22 protein-coding genes are annotated in these 22477 nt (G+C 49.1%); 8 read left to right on the forward strand and 14 right to left on the reverse strand.

The window, feature by feature from the left end; genetic code table 11:
• The first annotated feature begins 172 nt into the window (after positions 1-172).
• From D0S45_15425 to D0S45_15435, 3 genes are read left to right on the forward strand one after another with little or no spacing between them, the layout of a single operon-like run.
• A complete protein-coding gene (locus D0S45_15425) occupies positions 173-874 on the forward strand; it encodes a DNA-binding response regulator (protein TIH13186.1) in 702 nt (233 codons plus the stop codon).
• Positions 874-2256, forward strand: a complete 1383-nt coding sequence (locus D0S45_15430; protein ID TIH13187.1) for a sensor histidine kinase — start codon at positions 874-876, stop codon at positions 2254-2256. The genes D0S45_15425 and D0S45_15430 overlap by 1 nt, the downstream gene beginning before the upstream one ends.
• Positions 2257-2278: 22 nt before the next feature.
• Positions 2279-2704 carry an N-acetyltransferase gene (locus D0S45_15435; protein TIH13188.1) on the forward strand — a complete coding sequence of 142 codons (426 nt, stop codon included), beginning with the start codon at positions 2279-2281 and terminating at the stop codon, positions 2702-2704.
• 3 nt (positions 2705-2707) lie between these two features.
• Here D0S45_15435 and D0S45_15440 read toward each other — a convergent pair whose 3' ends face one another.
• The 14 genes from D0S45_15440 to D0S45_15505 all read right to left on the reverse strand — a co-directional run bounded on the left by D0S45_15440 (position 2708) and on the right by D0S45_15505 (position 15755).
• Entirely contained in the window at positions 2708-3328 is a 621-nt protein-coding gene (locus tag D0S45_15440) for a class I SAM-dependent methyltransferase (GenBank protein TIH13189.1), read from the reverse strand.
• A 126-nt stretch (positions 3329-3454) separates the two neighbouring features.
• Positions 3455-4222, reverse strand: a complete 768-nt coding sequence (locus D0S45_15445; protein TIH13190.1) for a tryptophan synthase subunit alpha — start codon at positions 4220-4222, stop codon at positions 3455-3457.
• A 163-nt stretch (positions 4223-4385) separates the two neighbouring features.
• Positions 4386-5564 (reverse strand): tryptophan synthase subunit beta, encoded by a 1179-nt coding sequence (gene trpB, locus D0S45_15450; protein TIH13191.1) that lies wholly within the window; start codon positions 5562-5564, stop codon positions 4386-4388.
• A gap of 123 nt (positions 5565-5687) precedes the next feature.
• Entirely contained in the window at positions 5688-6278 is a 591-nt protein-coding gene (locus tag D0S45_15455) for a phosphoribosylanthranilate isomerase (protein ID TIH13268.1), read from the reverse strand.
• A 23-nt stretch (positions 6279-6301) separates the two neighbouring features.
• Entirely contained in the window at positions 6302-7081 is a 780-nt protein-coding gene (locus D0S45_15460) for an indole-3-glycerol-phosphate synthase (GenBank protein TIH13192.1), read from the reverse strand.
• Between the two features lie 3 nt (positions 7082-7084).
• On the reverse strand, positions 7085-8074 hold the full coding sequence (trpD, locus tag D0S45_15465; protein TIH13193.1) for an anthranilate phosphoribosyltransferase: 990 nt from the start codon (positions 8072-8074) through the stop codon (positions 7085-7087).
• Positions 8075-8105: 31 nt separating this feature from the next.
• Positions 8106-8678, reverse strand: a complete 573-nt coding sequence (locus D0S45_15470) for an aminodeoxychorismate/anthranilate synthase component II (GenBank protein ID TIH13194.1) — start codon at positions 8676-8678, stop codon at positions 8106-8108.
• The gene (locus D0S45_15475) at positions 8659-10074 is read right to left on the reverse strand and encodes an anthranilate synthase component I family protein (protein ID TIH13195.1); all 1416 of its coding nucleotides are present in this window, start codon (positions 10072-10074) and stop codon (positions 8659-8661) included. The genes D0S45_15470 and D0S45_15475 overlap by 20 nt, the downstream gene beginning before the upstream one ends.
• A 113-nt stretch (positions 10075-10187) precedes the next feature.
• Positions 10188-10964: a prephenate dehydrogenase gene (locus tag D0S45_15480; GenBank protein TIH13196.1), complete on the reverse strand. Its 777-nt coding sequence runs from the start codon at positions 10962-10964 to the stop codon at positions 10188-10190.
• A gap of 2 nt (positions 10965-10966) precedes the next feature.
• Positions 10967-12301, reverse strand: a complete 1335-nt coding sequence (aroA, locus tag D0S45_15485) for a 3-phosphoshikimate 1-carboxyvinyltransferase (protein TIH13197.1) — start codon at positions 12299-12301, stop codon at positions 10967-10969.
• Positions 12302-12351: 50 nt separating this feature from the next.
• Entirely contained in the window at positions 12352-13455 is a 1104-nt protein-coding gene (pheA, locus tag D0S45_15490) for a prephenate dehydratase (GenBank protein ID TIH13198.1), read from the reverse strand.
• Positions 13456-13462: 7 nt separating this feature from the next.
• The gene (locus tag D0S45_15495) at positions 13463-14446 is read right to left on the reverse strand and encodes a 3-dehydroquinate synthase II family protein (GenBank protein ID TIH13199.1); all 984 of its coding nucleotides are present in this window, start codon (positions 14444-14446) and stop codon (positions 13463-13465) included.
• A gap of 36 nt (positions 14447-14482) precedes the next feature.
• A complete protein-coding gene (locus D0S45_15500; protein TIH13200.1) occupies positions 14483-15280 on the reverse strand; it encodes a fructose-bisphosphate aldolase in 798 nt (265 codons plus the stop codon).
• Positions 15281-15572: 292 nt separating this feature from the next.
• A complete protein-coding gene (locus D0S45_15505) occupies positions 15573-15755 on the reverse strand; it encodes a hypothetical protein (protein ID TIH13201.1) in 183 nt (60 codons plus the stop codon).
• Between the two features lie 81 nt (positions 15756-15836).
• Here D0S45_15505 and D0S45_15510 point away from each other — a divergent pair, with 81 nt between their 5' ends.
• The 5 genes from D0S45_15510 to D0S45_15530 all read left to right on the forward strand — a co-directional run bounded on the left by D0S45_15510 (position 15837) and on the right by D0S45_15530 (position 22354).
• On the forward strand, positions 15837-17207 hold the full coding sequence (locus tag D0S45_15510) for an ammonium transporter (GenBank protein ID TIH13202.1): 1371 nt from the start codon (positions 15837-15839) through the stop codon (positions 17205-17207).
• 30 nt (positions 17208-17237) lie between these two features.
• On the forward strand, positions 17238-17567 hold the full coding sequence (locus D0S45_15515) for a P-II family nitrogen regulator (GenBank protein ID TIH13203.1): 330 nt from the start codon (positions 17238-17240) through the stop codon (positions 17565-17567).
• Positions 17568-17811: 244 nt separating this feature from the next.
• Positions 17812-19032 (forward strand): EAL domain-containing protein, encoded by a 1221-nt coding sequence (locus D0S45_15520; GenBank protein ID TIH13204.1) that lies wholly within the window; start codon positions 17812-17814, stop codon positions 19030-19032.
• 98 nt (positions 19033-19130) lie between these two features.
• Entirely contained in the window at positions 19131-20030 is a 900-nt protein-coding gene (gene rarD / locus D0S45_15525; protein ID TIH13269.1) for an EamA family transporter RarD, read from the forward strand.
• Between the two features lie 29 nt (positions 20031-20059).
• On the forward strand, positions 20060-22354 hold the full coding sequence (locus tag D0S45_15530; protein TIH13205.1) for a diguanylate cyclase: 2295 nt from the start codon (positions 20060-20062) through the stop codon (positions 22352-22354).
• Positions 22355-22477 lie beyond the last annotated feature (123 nt).

Genomic DNA, 22477 nt, shown 5'->3' on the forward strand with positions numbered 1-22477 from the left:
GCAAGAAAAAGGTTGGATGGTGCTTTATGCGCTGTCCGGTTGCTTTCCATTTTTAATTCTAATACCTGCAAGGAAGCAAAAGAGTATTAGTTTGATGCTAAAAGATGTAAACAAATGTAAAAATAAGTGCCCGCCCCTTCCACCCGCAGGCGGACATGGGTAACCTGAAAAAATGGAACAACAATATCCCGTACTCATAGTTGATGATGATGCAAAACTCAGGGACCTGCTGACCCAATACCTTGAAGGATACGGTTACGTGGTCAGCACTCTTCCTTCCGGGGAAGGTATCATTGATGAAGTAAAAAATTCTTCTCCGTCAATCGTAATCCTCGATATCATGATGCCCGGCAAGGACGGCCTTGAGGTTCTGCGCGAACTGCGCCCCCATTCCAATGTCCCGGTAATCATGCTCACTGCTAAAGGTGAAGACACGGACCGCATCGTGGGTTTAGAACTTGGTGCGGACGACTATATTTCCAAGCCCTTCAATCCCCGCGAACTGCTGGCCCGCATCAAGGCAGTGCTGCGCCGGGCGCAGGAGCCGGATCGGCCCGCGACTCAAAATTCAGGGCAAATCAAAGTCTCCGGAGTAATCCTTCATCTGGCACACCAGAAACTGGAAATCGAAGGGGAATCCGTGGAGCTTTCATCCACAGAATTCAAACTCTTCAAAGCATTAATGGAAAATCCGGGACAGCCCATGACCCGCGATGACCTGATGACTTCGGTCTGGGGCAAAGATTTCAACGCCTTTGACCGCTCCATTGACGTACATATCAGCAAACTGCGTGCGCTTTTAAAGCCCTATCAGGATCATGAATCCCGCATCAAAACCGTCTGGGGAACCGGATACATGTTCGTGAGCGAATAATGAAAATAAGCCGTATTTACCTTAAATTTTTTCTCTCTTTCATGCTGGTTTTAATTCTTTCCGAGCTGATTCTGTTCGGGCTGATCCATGCGTCGTGGTCGCAAAGCCCAAGAGTCAACCACATAGAACGGCAGCTGATCACAGTTAAAAACCTAGCTGAAATGGAACTCGGCCCCACCCATATTTCCACAGAACACGAAAGGGAAGCCCTTACCCCGCTGCTGAAAACTCTCAGCAAATCTCTGCAAGCAGACCTCTGGATAACCGGCCCCTATGGAAAAACAATTGCTTCCTCCACAAAGGTAATCCCGAACATAAGCAGCTATACCTCCGGTGAACTAGCCAAATCGAATGAAGGGGCCTACGTCTACAAAAGGCGCAACAAAGGATTAAAAAAAGTATATGGGGTATACACGGCCAACTTTCCTGAAGGATATCCATTTACTTTCCATATTTTCCATTCCTTCCCCAAATTTGATGAAGAAAGCTGGTTTCTGCGGGCGCAATTGGTACTCACAATTCTGGCGGCAATCTTTCTTATACCGGTTTCTAGGCGTGTAATCCGTCCGCTAAAGAAACTGACTGCATCAGCATCTAAAATGGGCCGGGGAGACCTGAAGCAACGAGTGGAAATCAAAGGCAAAGACGAAGTCGCCGAACTGGGACAGGCTTTTAACAGCATGGCCGAAGGACTGGAAAAAATGGTCAAATCCAGCCGGGAATTGACCGCCAATGTTTCCCATGAGCTGCGCAGTCCGCTGGCGAGGATGCGAATTTCCCTTGAGATGCTCAAGGAGCGGATTGAGGGAGGCAACACTTCCGGCTGCGATACTTTTGTCAACGGCATGCAGGCTGAAATAACCCATATGGATGAACTGATCGGCAAAATTATAGAATTCTCCAAACTGGACATGCGCAAAGCACCGGTCCTGAACGAAACTGCCGACATGAAAGGATTGATAACCGATCTGCTGGAGCAATATAAACATATTGTCGAGCGCAACAGCCTTAATCTTGAAACCGAACTTGCCGAAATAAAACTCAACAATTGCAAACGTAGCGGCATACATATCGTCATGGACAACATTCTGGGCAATGCCTTCAAGTACACTGAACAGCAAGGAACCGTTGCGGTAAAACTTTACCATTATGGAACTGAAGTCAGAATTGAAGTAACCAACACCCACGCCCCCATCCCGCAGGAAGATCTTGAGGAAATATTCAATCCCTTCCACCGTCTCAAAGGGCAGGATGTTCCCGGTTCAGGCTTGGGACTTGCTGCCGCCAAGAAGATAGTCCGCATCCATGAAGGGAAAATTAAAGCTGAAAACAGCACGCAGGGATTCAAAATTATAATGACGATTCCGACAAAACAGACTTAACGGATAGAAAAAGAAGGTTTTGATGAACATCACCCTGAGCTTCGAACTGGAAAATATAGACTGGCAGAAAATAGCGGAAATATTCGAGAAAGCACCATTAGGAACACGTGATCCTGAAAAGCTGGCCCGGGCCGCAGCCAACAGCGAGCTGGTCTGTTTTGCCAAGGACGGCGATGAATTCATCGGCTTTGCCCGCGCCATCACTGACGGCGAATTTCAGGCCGCACTCTACGACCTCTGCGTCCTCCCGGAATACCAATCCAAAGGAGTCGGCAAGCAGATCATGACCGCCATGCTGGAAAAGCTAAAGCCGCTCAATGTTATCCTCTACTCCGTTCCGGGCAAGGAAAAATTTTATAAAAAGCTAGGATTCACCCACATGCTCACCGCCATGGGTTGCTTTAAGGATACGGCCGGGATGGTTGAGCGGGGGTATTTGGAGGGGTAGGAGTTACTTCCGCCCCACCAGCACAAAAGTCCCGTACTGTCTGACAACGCCTTCTTTATCGGGCTTGTTGTAGATGCCATGCTCATGATATTCTGCGGCAGAAAATCCAGCTTCAACAACCATCACGGCCAGTTCCTCCGGCTCAAAGCCATTGTACGGCACAACATTATCCCCATGGAAACTGCCGTCTTCGGGAAGGAGTTCCCCGATTACCAACTGTCCGTCATTTTTCAACAATTTTCCCATCAGCTCCAATACTTCCGGCAGTTCCTCAACATGGTGCATAGCCATGGAAGTAAAGATCGCATCGAGCGATTCCTCCGGGATGCCCGCTTCGTGGAGCGCTACCGGGATGACCCGCACGTTACCGAAATCTTCAGTTTGAATTTTCGCATTAAGCATATCCAGCATAGCTGCTGAGGTATCTAGTGCGAATAAAGTCTTAACTCTTTTACCGAAACGCAGGCCGACCAGTCCGGTTCCGCAACCAAAATCAAGAACTTTGCTTTCAGCCGTAAAGTCAACTGCCTGCTCCACTTCAGCAGCAAATTCGTCCGCAATGCGCTTGCGTTCCGGGTTACTATCCCATTCCTTTGCCTTTCTGGTAAATTCATCCTGACTCATAATTTCTCCTGCTAACAGCAAATCTGCCCAATAAAACGGCGAAGCTCTATCAAAAGGTTTTGGGAAAGGAGTCCAGAGGAAAACCCTTTTGCAAAAGGGTTTTCCTCTGGCCGCCGGAGGCAATTCTTACTTCCAAACCTTCATAAATTCAGCACTACTCTTCCCGGAATCAATATGCCGAATCAGCGCAGATCCGAATACCGCCGCATCTACCAGCCCGTCCAATTCTTTAAGCTGGGAAGGTTCTTTGAGACCGAAACCGAGCGCAACCGGAATGTCAAAAACATCCTGTGCTTTGGCGAGACCTTTTTTTACTTCTTCAGGAATGGAAACTGTCCCCCCGGTGGTGCCGAGAACTGATACGTAGTAGCAGAAACCGTTGCCGCCCTTGGAATAAAGAGCCATACGTTCAGGTTCGGTATTGAGGCCCACCAGCGGAATGAGCGCTATGTCATGTTTGGCGAGCAGATCACGGAATTCCACACCTTCTTCAAAAGGAAGATCGGCTATGATCAGCCCGTTGACCCCGGCAGCCTGTGCATCCTTGGCAAACTTTTCCAGCCCGTATTGCAGCACCGGATTGTAGTAGCCCATGAGCAGCACCCCGGCATCGATCTTGGCACGATGCTCGGAAAGTCCGGCCAGAATCCATTTCAGGTTAATGCCGTCCTCAAGGCACTTGAGGGATGCGGCCTCGACCACTGGACCATCCGCCACGGGATCGGAAAACGGCATGCCGATTTCAATTACATCCGCACCGTTTTCATCCAGTTCAAGGATTTCTTTCCAGAACTGCTCACGGTTAGGATATCCACCGGGCAGGAACGGAATCAGTCCGATGCGCCCTTCAGCTTTAGCTTCATTAATTTTATCTGCAAGTTTGGTAATACTCATTTTATATTTCCCTCATTAGCCTGTTGAAAAAACAAAACACAGGCTGTTCAAAAATGGTGAGATGCTAGACGTGAGAAAAGTTCAAGGCCGAAGCGTACTCCCCGTACGTGAGAATTTGAACTTTTTGAAGCAACGACGCAGATCGCTGTTTTTCAACAGCCTGCTATTTGCCGTGCTCGGCGAGGTATTCTTCAAGAATACCCATGTCCTTGTCGCCGCGACCGGACAGGTTGACTATAACGTTTGCATCTTTGGGGATGGAATCCCGGTTTTCCAGCACCCATGCCACTGCGTGGGAACTTTCCAGTGCGGGCAGAATACCTTCCTTGCGACAAAGCATCTGAAATGCATTAAGTGCCTGATGGTCATTAACCGTGCCGTACTGGGCGCGACCGATATCATGCAGATGAACATGTTCGGGACCGACGCCGGGATAATCAAGCCCGGGGGCAATGGAATGTGAAGGCAGGATCTGTCCTTCCTCGGTCTGGAGCAGCAAAGTGTTCATGCCGTGCAGCACACCGGGTGTTCCGAGGTTGATAGGAGCGGAGTTGGTGCAACCCGGTTCCCCGGTTCCCGCAGCTTCAACACCGACAATCTTGACTGATTCTTCTTCTACAAATTCGTGGAACATACCGATGGCATTGGAACCGCCGCCCACGCAGGCTACGACCATGTAAGGCAGCTCACCTGTTTTTTCCTTGAACTGGGCTTTGGCTTCACGACCGATGACAGACTGGAATTCACGCACCAGCAAAGGAAAGGGATGCGCTCCCGCAGCAGTACCAAAGCAGTAATGGGTGGTGCGCTGATTGGCGATCCAGACCCGCATTGCCGCATTGATCGCGTCTTTAAGAGTCTGAGTTCCAGATTCCACAGGAATGCACTTAGCACCGAGAAGTTCCATACGACGTACGTTATGAGATTGACGTTTCACATCCAATGCGCCCATATAGATTTCGCACTCAAGATCGAGCAGCGCGGCAGCGGTTGCAGTTGCCACGCCATGCTGTCCGGCCCCGGTTTCAGCCAGCATCATGGGCTTGCCCATCATTTTGGTCAGCAGGGCCTGCCCCACTGTGTTATTAACTTTATGTGCGCCAGTATGGGCGAGATCTTCACGCTTGAGCCAGAGGTTGAAACCAAGTTCACGGGAGATATTTGCGCAATGAGTAAGTGCGGTGGGACGGCCGACAAAATCAGTCAGCAAGCGGGTGAATTCCTGCTGGAATTCATCGGATTTCATGATTTTTTCCATGGCCTCTTCAAGCTCAAGCAGCGGAGGCATGAGCAGTTCAGGTACAAACTGTCCGCCGAAATCTCCAAAATATCCACGTTTCATAATCTTATCCTTATTTTATATGCCTTCGGCGACCCTGCCGGGGGCCTTAAACCCTTTTGAAAAAGGGTTTAAGAATCCCAAAACTTTTTATTAGGCTTCGCCGTGTTATGTGGCAATTTATTTCTAACGATTCATGACCGCAAAAGCCGCGCCCAGTTTATTTTTATCTTTTTTACCCGGCTCTGATTCCACTCCGGAATTCAGATCAACACCGTTCGGTTTTGCTGTGCTCAAAGCATCTGACAGATTCTCTGCGGAAAGCCCTCCAGCCAATAACCACGGGACCGGAATAGTTACATCTTTGAACACATCGAATTCCATAGACTTCCCTTGCCCGCCGCCGGATTTACCAGCATCAAAAAGCATGTAAGTGCAGTAAGGAGCGAAACGGTCAATATCCGCCTGAAGTTCTTTTAGCGACTCATATTTCTGCGGCCAGAGCACTTTGATTACCCGCTCTTTGCCCACGGCCTTGCAGAATTCTTCATTCTGACCGCCGTGAAGCTGCGCAAAATCAAGGCTACCGTTTTTCAGGATTTCAATAACTTCCGCTGCGCTTTGCTTGACGAACACGCCTACTTTTTTTGCCCCGCCAGTTTTGATAGAACGGGCAAAATCCGCATCCACATTGCGCGGGCTGGAGGGATGAAAGATAAATCCCAGAAAATCCGCGCCCTGCTCTTCGCACATGGCTGCATCTTCTACGGATGTCATCCCGCAAACCTTGACCAGCAAACTCACGATCTGCCCCTGGCTACCAGCGCGACAAGCTTGGCCTGCGGGTCCGGGCTGGACATGATTGAGGTTCCGATGAGTACCGTATCGTAACCCAACTCGTTCATCTGTGCGCAGTCCTCCGGCTCACTGATTCCGCTAGCGCAGATCCATATTTCGCCCTCTTCCTTAAGCTTAATGAACTCAATGGAACGGTTCATATCGATGCCGAGGTTATCAAGATCGCGGTTGTTGATCTGGATAATCCGTGCCCCGGCCTGCTTGGCCCTTTTGAGATCAACATCGTCAAAAGCCTCAACCACCGCATCAAGTCCGGCAGCATGGGTGCGCTCAATCATCTCCTTGAGATAACCGTCATCCTCGAACATGCGCACAATGATCAGTAGTGCCGACGCCGCGGTAGCCAAAGTCTGCTCAATCTGCATCAGGTCGGTAAGGAAATCCTTGCGCAACATGGGCAATCCGCTGGATTTAATCTCATCAAGATAGCTAAGACTACCCTTGAAGTACTCCTCTTCCGTAAGAACGGAAATAGCCGAAGCACCTCCAGCCGCGTACATCTTGGCAACCTCTGCCGCGCTCAGCCCAAGGTTGATGTCACCTTTTGAAGGAGAAGCACGCTTATACTCGGCAATGACTTTCAGCCCGTTTTCATCGCGGCGGATGGCATCGGCAAAAGAGAGTCGCTCGCCCGCGTAATGAGTAAACTTTTTTCCTTCACCCTGCATCTGCGCAAGCATATCGAGTTCGGCCTGTTTTGCTTTTCTAAATTTATCAAGCATGGCCTAGTATTCCTTGTCCACGCCTTTGGCGACCTTGGCTTTGGATTTTTCCATACCCTCTTCCAGGGAAACACCATCCAGAATTGATATGGCTGCACCGAGATTCAGAGCAACCATATCAAGCATGGCTTGCGGGGCAGTACCTTTCAAAACTTTGCGAATAGTCGCCAATGCTTCGGGACGGTCCTGAACCGCCACATCTTCGGGTTTGGCTGCTGCAAATCCGTAGGCAGCGGGATCAATCTGTACTTCAGTCAGTTTGCCGTCTTCAACCAGAATGGCTTCGTTCACACCAAACGGAGTCAGCTCGTCAAAGTTACCCGCGCCATGAATAACGTAAGCCTTTTCCACATTGGTCAGCACCAGCACTTCAGCCATAAGCCTCAGAATCTCCGGCCTGCCCACGCCCAGAATCTGGTGGGTGGGACGAGCGGGATTCAGCAGGGGACCCATGAGGTTAAACAGGGTCGGAATTCCCAATTCTTTACGGATTGGGGCAATTTTTCCAAAGGCAGGGTGGTAATTGGGGGCAAACATGAACACAAATTTGTCCCGCAGCAGAACATCGCGGGCTTCATTCACTGTAGTGCCCAGCGAAACACCCAGATCTTCCAGCACGTCAGCACTGCCACAGGAAGATGAAACCGCCCTATTGCCATGTTTAGTAACCAGATAGCCCATATCGGCTAGGTAAATTGCTACAGCGGTTGAACAGTTAAAACTGTTGGAGCCATCGCCGCCTGTGCCGCAAGTATCAATACACGAACTATTGATGCCTTTAATCAACTTGGCTTCACGCAGGGCCGCGCGTACGCCCGCAGCAACTTCAACAGCTGTCTCGCCTTTGGTTCGCAGCCCCATGAGCAGTGCTCCGGCCTGCGCTTTAGTCATGTCGCCGGAAAAAAGTTCTTCGAAAACCGCATCAGCCTGCTCGGTGGTCAGGTCCTGACCAGACGACAGAGCGGTCAGGGCTTCGCTTATAATCTGTGACATTTTTATTTCCTTCTATATATAATGATAGAGTTTAAATCTTTCCGTCCAGAAAGTTCTTTAAGAGCTTCGGTCCATCCGGACTGAGGATTGATTCCGGATGGAACTGCAATCCGGCCCATGGACGATCTTTGTAACGCAAGCCCATGACTTCATCCTGATCTGTCCATGCGGTAAGTTCCAGCTTGTCCGGTGCTTCATCCACGTTGACTACAAGGGAATGATAGCGGCAGACGTTGAACGGGCTGTCCAAGCCTGTGAAGAGACCTTCATTTTTGTGATAAATGTCGGAAGTCTTGCCATGCATGATGCGTCCGGCTCTCACCACTGATGCTCCTGCAAAATGACCTAAAGTCTGATGACCAAGACAAACACCGAGTACGGGGATTTCCTTGGGCAGCCGGGACAAAAATTCAAGGGAAAGGCCTGCGTTTTCCGGGGTACTGGGACCGGGGGAAAGGCAGACCCGCTCAAGCTTACCGGACTCGGCCAGCTCTAGGATTTCCTCGCGGTCATTGCGCAGCACCAGCGGATCAGCTCCTAGCTGCTGGAAAGCCTGCACCAGATTGAAGGTAAACGAATCAAAATTATCCACGAGTAAAAACATCACCACCCTCCGACTGCAAAATTTCCTTGAGAACCCTTGCTTTGTTGTTGCATTCCTTCCATTCCATTTCAGGATCGGAATCATAAACGATCCCGGCCCCGGCCTGCCAATGGCATTTGCCGTCACGAATCCACATGGAGCGGATGGTAATTCCGGTATCAAGGTTCACGGTATCTTTATCCAGACCGATAAAACCTATGCAGCCGCCGTAAGGACCTCGCGGAACTTCCTCAATCTCGGAAATGATTTCCATGGCCCGGATTTTGGGTGCCCCGGAAAGAGTTCCCGCCGGGAATGTCGCCTGAAGCACATCAATGGCATCGTGGTCGTCACGCAAATCAGCTTCCACATAGGAAGTGATGTGCATAACGTGGCTGAAGTATTCAATCTGTTTGAACTTCTCCACGGAAACCGAACCGGGCTTGGCAATGCGTCCAAGGTCATTGCGACCCAGATCGACAAGCATGACATGCTCCGCAATTTCCTTGGGATCAGCGAGCAACTCTTCAGCAAATTTACGATCCCCGGCAGCATCCTTACCGCGCGGACGGGTTCCGGCAATGGGCCGAACTTCCAACCTGCCCTTTTCACAGCGAGCCATAACTTCAGGGGAAGAACCGAGCAGGATTTCCTCACGGCTGAACTTCATATAAAACATGAACGGAGAAGGATTGGCCTGACGCAGTCTACGGTAAAGATCAAAAGAATTGCCGCTAAAAGGTGCTGAAAAACGAGTGGAAAGAACCACCTGAATACATTCGCCCTCGGCAATCAAATTCTTAACTTTGTGGACCCCTTCCATATATTTTTCTTTACCCGGAACCGCCACCGGATCACCTACATTGGTGGGCGCGCAGGTTGCACCGAAAGCAGGAGGGCTGAATTCAAGTTCAGCATCCTTATCTATGGATAAGAAGCAGCAGCTGTGCTTGAGGTGATCAAAAAGAACAACCTTACCCGGCAGTGCCAAACGGACCTCGGCATCTTCTGCAGGCAGCTTGTCTTTGAGCTTCGGCTCCAGCATTCCGGCGATTCCGTAACCCAGAGTTCCGTAAAGACCACGGGTCAGGGCAGGCAGTTCACCCACTTCCGGCTGCGCATTCAAATGCAGTGCCTTCATGACCGCACGCATTCCCTCCAGAAAATCCATACCTGAATAAGTTGCCAGCCCGGCAAGCCTGGAATCTGCACATTCCACAGACAGCTTGCCGTTCATGGGCGAAAGTTTAAGTCTGAAATCCCAGGCTATTAGACTATATCGTCCTAGCCTACCATCAACCTCGGCACTTTCCAGTAGAATCCCCGGCGCATCGCCTACCAGTCCTAGATACAGACTGATCGGAGTTTGCGTATCAGCAGGCAACCATTTGCCGTACTGGGTAAGTTCAATCTTCATCTTAAATTTCTCCGTTTATCTTTAATTGTAATCGCTCACACCAATTTTTAATATAAAAAAAAGACCGCGTTCAGGGAGAACGCGGTCTTTATCTTTTTCAGATGCACTTCTCCCTAGGTATTGTTGTCACGCCACCACCAAGAAGCACGGTCTGCAAGCAAATCCATATCACCTGCTGCTGCTAGGGAAAGAAAAGAACGGAACAGACGAGTCGCTTCCTGACTGTACTGATTGGCATCAGTAATAGTCCCGAAAAGATCGCTGTCCTGAGTGACCATCTTGCGCGCGGATTCGAGTCTGCGCTTGAAAGATGGGGTTATGAATTTTTTGATATTGGGAATTTCCCGTGAACAGGCCAGAAAAGCAATTGTGGAACTGAAGTTCAGGGCCTGAATCATAGCCATAGCCTTGTCATGCTCTTCAATGGAAGATTCAAAAGCACCGAAATTGAGACGTTCGAAAAAATCCTTCACAGCCAGCATGGCAGGCCTATCCTCTTCGCGCTCGGCTACAAGGGCTACTGTGGGTTCGAAATCAGTGGGAATCACCGGGCCGAACAAAGGATGGGTCCCGACCACAGGTCCGTCATAAGACCGTGTCATCTGCTGCACCGGGCGGCCTTTCACCGAGCCTACATCAGAAAGAATTGCGCCTTTTTTCATGTGCGGAATAACGACAGGCAGCACCTCGTCCATAACCGTCACCGGAATGCACAGGATCACCAGATCGGTATCGGGCAGACGGCGGGCCATCTTTTCCTCATCGAGTGGCGTGTCGAAACGGTAGACCATCATTCCCGCTCGTTCGGCAGTAAGCGCAAGGAAACCACCCATCTGTCCACGGGACCCGATGACGGCTACGCTATGTATTTTTTCGAACTCGCACTCCATGGCTAACAACCATTTCCTTTTTTAACTTTTTCCCATTCATCCCAAAAACCGGGGAAAGATTTTGCTACACATCCCGGTTCTGCGGGAATTGATTCAATGCCCGCCATGGCAAAAATCGCAGTGCACATGGCCAAACGGTGATCATCGTAAGTGGTGAAAACAATGCGCTCACCTTTCTTGAGCGGAGCCGGGATAATGGTGATGGAATCATCAGTAATCTCAGCTTTTCCGCCCGCACGCATGACTTCGGCAGCACTTGCTTCGAGGCGGTCACATTCCTTGATGCGCAGATGAGCTACATTAGTAATTGTGGTCGGGCTATCCGCAAAGGCTGCAACCACTGCTACGGTAGGCACCAGATCAGGACATTTGCCCATGTCCACTTCTACGCCGTGCAACTGTGAGGGATAGACAGTCACACTATGATCATCGCTTTCGATCTTAGCGCCCATGGACTCAAGGATGTACATGATTGCCTGATCACCTTGAAGGGAATTTACGTTCATTCCTTCAATCTTCACAGGATTGTTGCCTACGGCACCAGCTGCGAGAAAATAGGAAGCATTGGACCAGTCACCCTCTACCCGGTATTCATCACGCTCAAACTTTGAAGGCTCGACAACAAAACGGATTTCGCCGGGAGTGACCTTCTCAACTTTTCTCCAATCGGTCTTTTTCCATACACCATTCTGCTTAAGCTGAACCTCAAACTTTACTCTGAAATCTTCCATTACGTTGAGGGTCAGTGCCACATAAGGCCATGAAACCGCTTTCTTACCGGTCACATTAATGATGGTAGTATCATCCGCCAGCGGTGCTCCGAGCAGCAGGCCGGAAAGGTACTGGCTGGATTCTTCAAGAGAAATATCCATTTCCTTACCTTTGAAACCGCCAGCTTCAAGGGTTACCGGGGGATAACCATCTTTATCGGAAAAAGTAACCGTGGTGCCTTGAGATTCCAGCGCACTGGTAAGTGCCCCGATGGGACGATCATGCATGCGCGGGGTTCCCTGCACCCGGAAAAGACCCTTACCCGCGCCAGCCAGCGCAGTGATCAAACGGCAGGTGGTGCCGGAATCACGCATTTCCAGAACCGCAGGTTCTTTTGCGCCGCCCTTGGGGCCACCGTCCATACCTGTCACAGTAGTAGCAGTACCATCTATATTGAACTGAGCACCCATGGTGGTCAAACAATCCATAGTCCGGTTGATGTCATTACTGTCCAGAGGATCAAGAACAACAGTGGAACCTTCAGACAAAGCCCCGGCAATCAAAGCCCGATGGGACAAAGATTTGGATGATGGAGCTTTAATTACGATCACATTCTCAGAAGTCATTTTATATATTCCTGGCTTATTAAGCCTAGTAAAAATTCTTTATTAAAAACTTAAAATTTACTGCCGTCTTGCGACCCTGCTGGATAGCTGCCGAGAATTTTAAAAGTCAGGCAGCGGGCCTTGAGATCTTCGATGAGCGACTCATGCTCTTCGGCCCCGAGATCACCTTGCAGATCGACGAAAAACATATACTTCCACTTTTCGCCGAGCGCGGGCCGGGATTCCAGCTTGGTCATGTTGATACTGTGCCCGGAAAGTTCATTAAGGACCTCAACCAATGCACCGGGCCGATCCGGGGTGGTGAAAAGCAGAGAAGTTTTGTCGCGCTTGTCTTCCTGTCCGGGCTTGGGCCCGATGATAAGGAATCGGGTCCAGTTGTCGGGCAAATCCTCAATAGCTTCGGCTACTACATGCAGACCAAAAAGATTGGCCAGCTTTAGATGACCGACTGCTGCAACCGGCTCGTCACTTTCAGAAACCATCTTAGCAGCCTTGGCAGTGGATTCCACAGACACGAGCTCTGCACCGGGCATGTTGGCCCGAAGCCAGCCGGTGCATTGCTCTAGTGCCTTGGAGTGTGAATAGACAGTTTTGATCTCGCTGATGTCGGCACCCTTGGTCATAATACCGTGGCTGATGCGATGATACAGCTCGGCCTGAATGTACACCGGGTAACGCATGAACAGATCAACATTCTGTCCGACCGTGCCCTTAAGCGAATTTTCAAGGGGGATGATGCCTAAGTCGGCTTCGCCCTTGGATACGGCCACAAAAATATCTTCAAAATTGTTTTTAGGGAGCAGGTCAGCCTGACGTCCCATGTGCTGTAATCCGGCAAAATATGAAAATGTCCCTTCGGGGCCTAGATAGACCACACGCTCAGGCCTTTGCAGCCTGCGGGAAGAAGAAATAATTTCGCGATAAATTGCTTCAAGGTGCTCAGGGGGGAGAGTTCCGGGATTGCGCTTGATTAGACCATGCAGCACTTCCTGTTCACGAAAGGGCTTGAAAATCTGATCAGAAGATCCGGCTTTGATGGCTCCAACTGCGAGAGACGCAGCGGCACGCTTGTTGAGAAGCTCAAGAATTTCACTGTCGAGGGAATCAATTTCCACCCGCAGGTCGCCAAGATTTGTTTTGCTGGACTGTGACATTTTACTATTAATCCTCTGAGATTTCTTCTTTGATGCGCATGCCGAAGTGGCGTCCGGCATCGTCAATGCGGCAAAGAACTTCGTCGCCTTCTTTCAGTGTTACCACACTTACAGGCTCACCGTCACCGTTTACAACTCTGATGGTCTCGGCATTCTGGAGGAAAACCTTGCCGGAAACCGGACCTTCAGGGGTTTCAACCTCGGCAGTGATGAGCAGCATGGGCCGGACTTCAAGCTTACTGCGTCCGACAACTGCAACGGAAGTTTCACCACTTTTATCCACAACCAAAACCTCGGAACCGGAACGAAGCTCTTCGAGATAAGTAGTCTTGTCACCGGGCATGAGCGCGTAGGCATGAACAGCTCCCGCATTCACCCTGAAAGGACGCGCGGCAACGTAGGGGTTGGATTCGGTTTCAGCATGCACGAGAAAAGTGAAGGCGGAAGAATTTCCGGTCAGAATGCCCTGTCCTTTCTTGAGCTTGGAGGTGGTATCCACGCAGACCCTGTGAGCCAGTCCGGCAGATTCGATTTTGGTAACGGTTGCTTTCTGGAGTTCCATCTTGCCCTGCGAAAGTTTCAGTTCAGCGACAATCTGCTTAAGATCAGCAGCACCTTCAGGAGTAACCACGATAGCGTCTGCGCCGCGCTCCATAACGCTGGCAGCGAGCCTTGCGCGATCAAGTGATTCAGCTTCGAGAGCCAGTGAATCAATCTGGGCCAGCAAATTTTCAACCGGGATAATTTCCCAACCTGCGGAAAGGCAGACATCTTTGCCTTTTTTGTCAAGATCAACCGCAACAGCTTCGTCAGCCTTTTCGTTGATGGCAACCTCGGGCATATCTTCCGGGGTGATAACGGTAACGCGGCCCAATCCCTCGATGGTTTCCTTGTGCTCCGGGCTGGTCAGGATAGCGTCCACACCCGATTCAAGAGCAAGACTCACAAGATTCTTTTCGAACGGGATCGCTTTGAATATAATTTTTTTCATTTTTCCTTTTCCTAAATTTAAACCAGATACTGGCAACTATTCACCGATGTGGGCGAGAGCGTTATCAACAGTTTCGTCTTCGTGAACAACCATGTGCAAGGCTTCCATCAGTTTCACGCGGTTTTCATGCTGAAAAACATTGCGACCAACGGAAAGTCCGGCTCCGCCAGCTTCGATGGAATCGGAAACCATCTGTAAGAAGTCGCGAGTGGAATCAAGCTTGGGTCCTCCGGCAATAACAACCGGAATGCAGCAGCCTTCGACCACGGTTTTGAAAGATTCAATATCCCCGGTGTAGGGAACTTTTACGATGTCGGCACCCAGTTCTTCACCTGCACGGGCGCAGTGGGCCACAACTTCAGGATCGAATTCATCTTTGATCTGGGGGCCGCGTGCGTAAACCATGGCCAGTACCGGAACACCCCAGCTGGTAGCTGCGGAAGCAACTTCACCGAGATCGGAAAGCATCTGGGCTTCGGATTCATCACCGAGATTTACATGGACGGATACGGCATCCGCACCAAGACGAAGTGCGTCTTCGACAGTACCGACCAGAGTTTTTTTATTGGGAAGAGGGGAAAGACAGGTGGATGCGGAAAGATGAACAATAAGGCCGACGTCGCCACCTTCTTCTCGGTGAGAGCAGCGGACAAGACCTTTGTGCATAAGCACGGCATTGGCTCCGCCCTTGACCATATCGTTAACCGCCCGGCGCATATTGCGCAGTCCCTTGAGCGGGCCGACACTGATACCGTGGTCCATGGGAACAACTATGGACCGACCTGTATTGCGGTTAATGATCCGTTCCATTCTTACACTTTTACCAATCTGCATTTTAATTTCTCCTGAAGTTTGCCTCTAAGTTCTCCAAGATCCGCTTCCCTTTATGGCGACCCGAATAAAAAAAAAGGGCCGCCGGCGATAACTCGCCTGCGGCCCTTTTGTAGAGGTCGTTTGCTTTATTTCGTTTCTACTTTTCCAACGAGCAAACCTCCACCAGACCACAAGCGTGGGTGCACCAAAAATAAAAAAAGTAGAAAAAATATGAGAGGCCGGTGCCTAGGGTGTTAAAAGTCTGCATGGCTGTAACCTAACCGGGTCCTGAAAAAATTGTCAACAACTTTCTTTATTTTATTACCATCATTAATATAATAGACGACGTTTGTAATTTACTCTCGCCATTTAGACCATCACCAAAGACAGATTTAACCTTTTTGTAATTTACGCCCCAGCTACATACGACAAAAAAGTGCAAAAATACATTTTTGTAATCATCTTTCTTGGGTTGACCCAAAACTTTACTAATCATTTCAGACACTTAAAGTTTTGGCACAGTCCCTGCTTTAAAAAATCCATCCTTGAAGCAAACTACATCCCTAAGGAGGACTGTATGACTACTAACTGTTCACTGGTTGGCCGCAAAATTCCGGCCCTCGCAACTCTCATGCTCTTGGCGGCACCTTCCGCAGCTTTCGCTGCTGAAGAAGCCATGTCTCAGGTACACGGTAACATTCTCTGGACACTTCTCGCTGCTATCCTCGTATTCTTTATGCAGGCAGGATTTGCATGTGTTGAAGCAGGATTCACCCGCGCCAAAAGTGCAGGCAACATCCTGATGAAAAACTTTCTCGATTTTTCTGCCGGGTCGATCATCTTTTTCCTGTTCGGATTCGGCCTTATGTTTGGCCTTGATGCAGGCGGATTTGTCGGAACCTCCGCTTTCGGTCTGTCCGGGACCGGATTAACCGACGCCAGCTCCCAGTGGACCCTAACCTTCTGGTTCTTCCAGTCTGTTTTTGCAGCCACCGCAGCAACCATCGTCTCTGGAGGTATTGCCGAACGTACTAAATTCAGCAGTTACATCCTCGTAACCGCCATAGTGACCGGGCTGATCTATCCCATCTCCGGTCACTGGGCATGGGGCTCTCTCTGGCTCGGCGATTCCGGTGCTGGCTGGCTTGAAGGTCTGGGATTCATGGACTTCGCAGGCTCAACCGTAGTTCACTCCGTAGGCGGATGGATCGCACTGGCTGGTGCCATTGTTCTAGGCCCCCGTATCGGAAAATACACTGCGGACGGCAAAGCAAAGGCTATCCCCGGCCACAACATTCCACTGGCATCCCTTGGTGTATTCATCCTCTGGTTCGGCTGGTTCGGCTTTAACCCCGGCTCCACCACCACTGCGGACGGCTCCATCGGCCTCATCGCTGTAACCACCAGTCTCTCCGCCTGTGCGGGTACCCTCGGCGCAATGTTCACCTCATGGTTCAGATTCGGCAAGCCTGATATCTCCATGACCTGTAACGGCGCGCTGGCAGGACTGGTCGGCATCACCGCCGCCTGTGCAACTGTAACTCCCGCTGCTTCCATCATCATCGGAATCATCGCCGGTATGCTGGTAGTACTCTCCATTGAGTTCATTGATAAAGTTCTCAGGATCGACGACCCGGTAGGTGCGGTTTCCGTACACGGCGTCTGCGGTGCATGGGGAACACTGGCTTGCGGCCTGTTCACCTCTCCTGCCCTTAACGACGGTGCAGGCGGCCTCTTCTATGGCGGTGGATTTGCACTGGTCACCCCCCAGCTCATCGGTATTGCAGCCTGCTTTGTCTGGGCATTCGGCGCAGGGTTCCTCGCCTTCACCATTGCCAAGGTAACCATGGGCATCAGAGTTTCCGCAGAAGAAGAAATGAAGGGCCTCGACATCAGCGAACACGGCATGGAATCCTACAACGGTTTCCAGATCTTCTCCAATGAATAATCGAACCATCACAAAGAGAGGAAGAATATAATGAAACTCATCATCACATATATCAGGCCCGAATGCCTTACCCCGGTAAAGCAGGCCCTCTACGCCAAAGGCATCTACACCATGTCGGTAACCAACATCCTCGGCTCCGGTAGAGGGGCGGGATTCACAGAAACCTACCGCGGCGTAGTAATGGAAGTTAATCTGCTCAAAAAAGTACGCATTGAAATCGGACTGAACGAAGACAAAGTCGAAGGAGCACTGGAAGCCATCAAGGCCGGCGCCCAGACCGGAAAAGAAGGTGACGGTGTTATCTTTGTACAGGATCTAAACCGGACAATCAGAATCAGAACAGGCGAAGAATCACTTTAAAATATCACTCTAACCCCAATTAGTGTACAGCAGACCGGGTTCATCATCGGCAGACAAACCCGGTCACCCGGTCCGATGCCCACCTCCATCGGACCCATCGGCCGAAAGGGACTTCCCACCCTTTCGGCCGTTTTTTGAAAAATTTTGAAAAAAGATTTATAAATTCCAAAACCTCTTAGTAACTCTTTGCATCCGTGATAATCGGGTAGGGGATTCTGTAAACAATAAAAAAGCGACTGCATGTATGAATACCACTTCAAAATTATCTATTTCCGAACTGATTGAAAACGATTGTCTAACCACCGTATTGCAGCCGCTGATCTCCATGAACCGCAAGGGATTGCTGGGATTCGAGGCCCTGACCCGTGCAATAAATCCACACACAGGTGAGAACATCCCCCCGGTGAAACTTTTCCGCATGTGCGATGAGATCGAAACACTGACCGAACTAGACCGGGCCTGCCGCAAGAAAGCCTTTGAAACATTTGCACCCATTTCAAAAACTAATCGGTCATTACTCCTGTCCGTAAACATTGACGCGGCCATCATCAATGAGAAAACCTTCGGTTACGGATTAACCGGAAAAATGGCTGCTGAATGCGGCATCCCCGCCAACAACATCATCCTTGAAATCATTGAATCAAAAGCCGGAAGCGACGCAGCCCTCACATCTTTTGTAAGCAAATCCCGCGAACACGGATTTCTCATTGCCCTTGATGACGTAGGAACAGGCCACTCCAACCTTGACCGCATCCCGTCCCTGAAGCCGGACATCATCAAAATAGACCGATCCCTCATCACAGACATCAATACCAAATTTCATAATCTGGAAGTAACCCGTTCCCTGATCAGCCTTGCCGAAAGAACAGGAAGTCTGCCGCTGGCCGAAGGAATTGAAACAGCGGAAGAAGCCCTGACCCTGATGAGCCTCGGCATAGATGTCTTTCAGGGATTCTTCTTCAGCAAACCAGCCCCCGCAGCCATAGCTATCAACACAGATATGAATCCTGTAAAGTTTCTAGCCTCACGCTTCAAAACCCATGTTCTGGAAAAATTTAACAGCCAGAAAAGAATGGAAAACAGCTACAAAAGAATGGCCGAAAAGCTGCGCGAAGCACTCATAAGCAAAACATCCGCCACCGCAAATTCAACACTTTCAGCCTTCATCACCGAAAATATGAACATCGAATGTGCATATATTCTTGATACCAACGGAGTGCAGATCTCTGAGACCATCTGCAATCCGTGCAAGCTTAAAGAAAACAGACGCTTAATTTATCAGCCAGCCCCGGCAGGTGCAGACCATTCCCTGAAAGAATATTACCTGACCATTAGATCAGGAACCCAGTGGCATACCACTGCTCCATACATCTCTCTGGCTTCCGGCAACAACTGCGTCACTGTTTCCACAAAAATGGACGACACCCCCAAATCTCCAATCCTCTGCATCGACATCAGTACCTAATATATTACTTCCTGCCCCCTTTTAACAATTAGCCAGTTGCAAGAGACAAGGGATTGGAATATCTTTCCGGCCTCATTAATATAATACCGGACCGGAAAATGAATAAAGACACTCACGATGGGCTCTTTTATGCCGCCGCAGCATTCGTTATGTGGGGGCTCCTCCCTATTTATTGGAAAACACTTGAAGAAGTCCCGGCCCTTGAACTGCTCTGCAATAGAATTGTCTGGTCGCTGTTTTTTGTAGGAATTCTGCTTTCCTGCAAAAACCGTTGGGCAGAGGTCAAAAACGCCCTTGCGGATAGAAAAGGAAAGCTTCTGCTGACCATAAGCAGCTGCCTCATCGGGACCAACTGGTTCGTATATATATGGGCAGTTAACCACGGACACGTAGTGGATACCAGCATGGGTTATTACATGACCCCGCTAATGAACGGGCTGCTCGGTTTCATTTTTATAAAAGAAAGGCTGGAGAGGCTTCAGGTTATCGCTATCTTACTCGCAGCCTGTGGAGTCATCTATTCTATAATTGATTATGGACACATTCCTTATATAGCATTGACTCTTGCTATAACATTCTCTTTTTACGGACTGGTGCGCAAGGTAATGAAAGTTGAATCCCTGCCGGGTCTGTTTATAGAAACAGCAGCACTTGCCCCGGCCTCTGCGGCCTATCTTGTGTGGCTGGCTTTTTCAGGGGAAATAAGTATATACAAAATAAATACTATAGAGAACTTACTCCTACTCGGAACAGGCGCGGCAACATCCCTGCCGCTCATATTTTTTGCCCATGGAGCACGCAGGCTGCGGCTGATTACACTGGGAATGATGCAGTATATCGCCCCCACACTGGCTCTCATGTTAGGTGTCTTTGTTTATAATGAGCCTTTCAGCTCGGCAAGAATGGTCACTTTCGCCTTTATCTGGAGCGGAATAGCAGTATATGTAGCAGACGGAATAAATAGAAATTTAAAAACAAAATCACAGATAAACAACTGATTTATTTTAATGTACAGTCGGAGAAAAAATTGATTCTAGCAGCAAAAAAAGACAACTTTTTCAAAAAATGGATTCCGCTCAGGCTTATAATCCCTCTAGTTATGATCCTGAGCATAGCCAGCTATCTGTGCATAAAACTGGACACCATGTCCATCCACGATCAGGAAAGAATCTTCAACGAACAACAGGCTCTGCAAACCAAGCTGGTAGCCACAGCTCTGGAAGACAAGCTAGGAAATATTATTGAATCAACCTCAACTATGGCCAAATACTCCTTGGTGGATTTCATCAATGGAAACCGTTCCGCAGAATCTATAAAGAAACTGTTTAAAATCAAACAGAATGATCTAACCGCCCTGACCCTGATCAGCTTTAATCCCGTAGATAAAATCGAACCTCTCAATTCTGAAATCAATTCTCCGAAACTAGTCCAGGCTCATCGCATAGCACAGGAATGGACCGAAAAATATTACTCAGCAGTATCTGGTATGCACTCTGGATTCATTACCCCTAAACCTGTGGTTAATGAGAAAATACGCTTCGCCGGACTGCTTATGCCCATATGGTCTGACAACCATTTTGCAGGAATTCTCACTATTGTGATTGATCTGGCCCAGTTAACGGACAAATACATTACCCCTCTGCAAATAGGAAAATTTGGTTCAGGATACATTGTCGACGGATCCGGGACGGTTGTCTTTGATCAAGAAACTGAAATACAAGGTAAAAATGTATTCTCCCTGCATAAGGGTTATCAGGATTTGATCAAAATAGACTCTCGCATGCTCCATGAACCTTACGGCACCGGGGAGTACTCTTTCACTGTAAAAAGAAATAAGCGAGTGGAACGAAAACTGGTTGCATGGCACAATGTCCATTTCGGAGAAATGAAGCTAGTTGTCGCTATTTCCGCCCCTGAAACAGACGCGACCAGTTCAATGTCTTCCATAAGGGCCATAAGATCGGCAATGCTTGTCTTTTTATTCCTGCTCTTCTTTGCCATAATCTTTTTCTTTTACTATCACAGGTCACAACAACTTCTTCTCCGACAAAACAAGGAACTCAAAAGCAAAGACAATGTTTTTGAAGCCATTGCCGGAAATGCACCGGGCATCATTTATAAATGCGAAATAGTCCAGCCCTATGAAATGCATTATATCAGTTCCAAGGTTCGCAAGGTGACTGGATATGAACCAGAAGACTTCCTCAAGGGCGGCAAAAGTATGTACTACGATCTGGTTCATCCAGATGACCGCACTGGACTTAAAAACGGAATCAGCCAGTCCCTCAGCCAAAAAAAACCATTCGAGCATGAGTACCGTATAATTCGCAGCGACGGCAGTGAACGCTGGGTTTATGAAAAAGGGACCAGACTTCCAGATGAAGGAAGCATGGTCGGTTTCATAATAGATATTACTAACCGCAGAAACGAGGAAAAAGCTCTGAAACAGGCTGAAGAAAATTACAGTGCACTGGTAACCACCGCTCCGCTGGGAATTTTCCAGACTACACCACAGGGAAAATTTATAAATGCCAACAGCCAGATGGCTGCATATTACGGCTACGATTCACCAAAATCGTTCCTTAATGAAACTAATGATATTTCAACGGATTGCTATCTTTTGCCGGAGGAACGGGAACGACTTTTAACCATTCTCGACAAATTCGAACACACTAACAATTTTGAAGCCCGACACAAACGCAAGGACGGAACCACCTTTTGGGCCAGCGAAACCATCATGGCCATTAAAGATGAGAACGGAAACATCCTGCGCTTGGACGGCTTTCTCATGGATATCTCCGACCGTAAGGAACACGAAGAAACCATGCGCCGTTTGGCCATGTTCGACAACCTGACCGGATTACCCAACCGGGTCCTTTTTGATGACCGCTTGAAGCAAGCCATTTCCCATGCCAAACGCAATCGCATGAAAGTTGCTATTCTCTATGCCGACCTCGACAACTTTAAACAGGTAAATGACGAACTTGGGCATATGGCCGGGGATAGCGTGCTCAAAGAAGTTTCCGGAAGATTCAGCGACTGCCTGCGTACAAGCGATACCCTTTCACGCATCGGCGGCGACGAATTTATTTTTATCCTACAGGATGTAGGGACACGCAATGAAATTGAAGTGGTTGCCCAGCGAGTAATTGATTCCATGCGTGCACCATTCTATGTAGGTGAAAAAGTGTACAGAATCGGAGTCAGCATCGGAATCAGTATTTTCCCGGACAAAAGCGAAAACAAGGAAAAACTTATCCGCATTGCTGATGAAGCCATGTACAAGGCCAAGAATAAAGGCAAAAACGGATTTTCATTTTAAATTTTTCAACATTTTTTACAAAAACGGCACATTTTCCTACGAACCGTGTGTAAATAAAGATTTCAAATAGTTGTATTGACCCCGCAGGCCGATATGATAAAACGAAATCAACGGGAGGATATA

This window comes from Marinifilum sp. JC120 (assembly GCA_004923195.1).
Taxonomy (GTDB): Bacteria; Desulfobacterota; Desulfovibrionia; order Desulfovibrionales; family Desulfovibrionaceae; genus Maridesulfovibrio.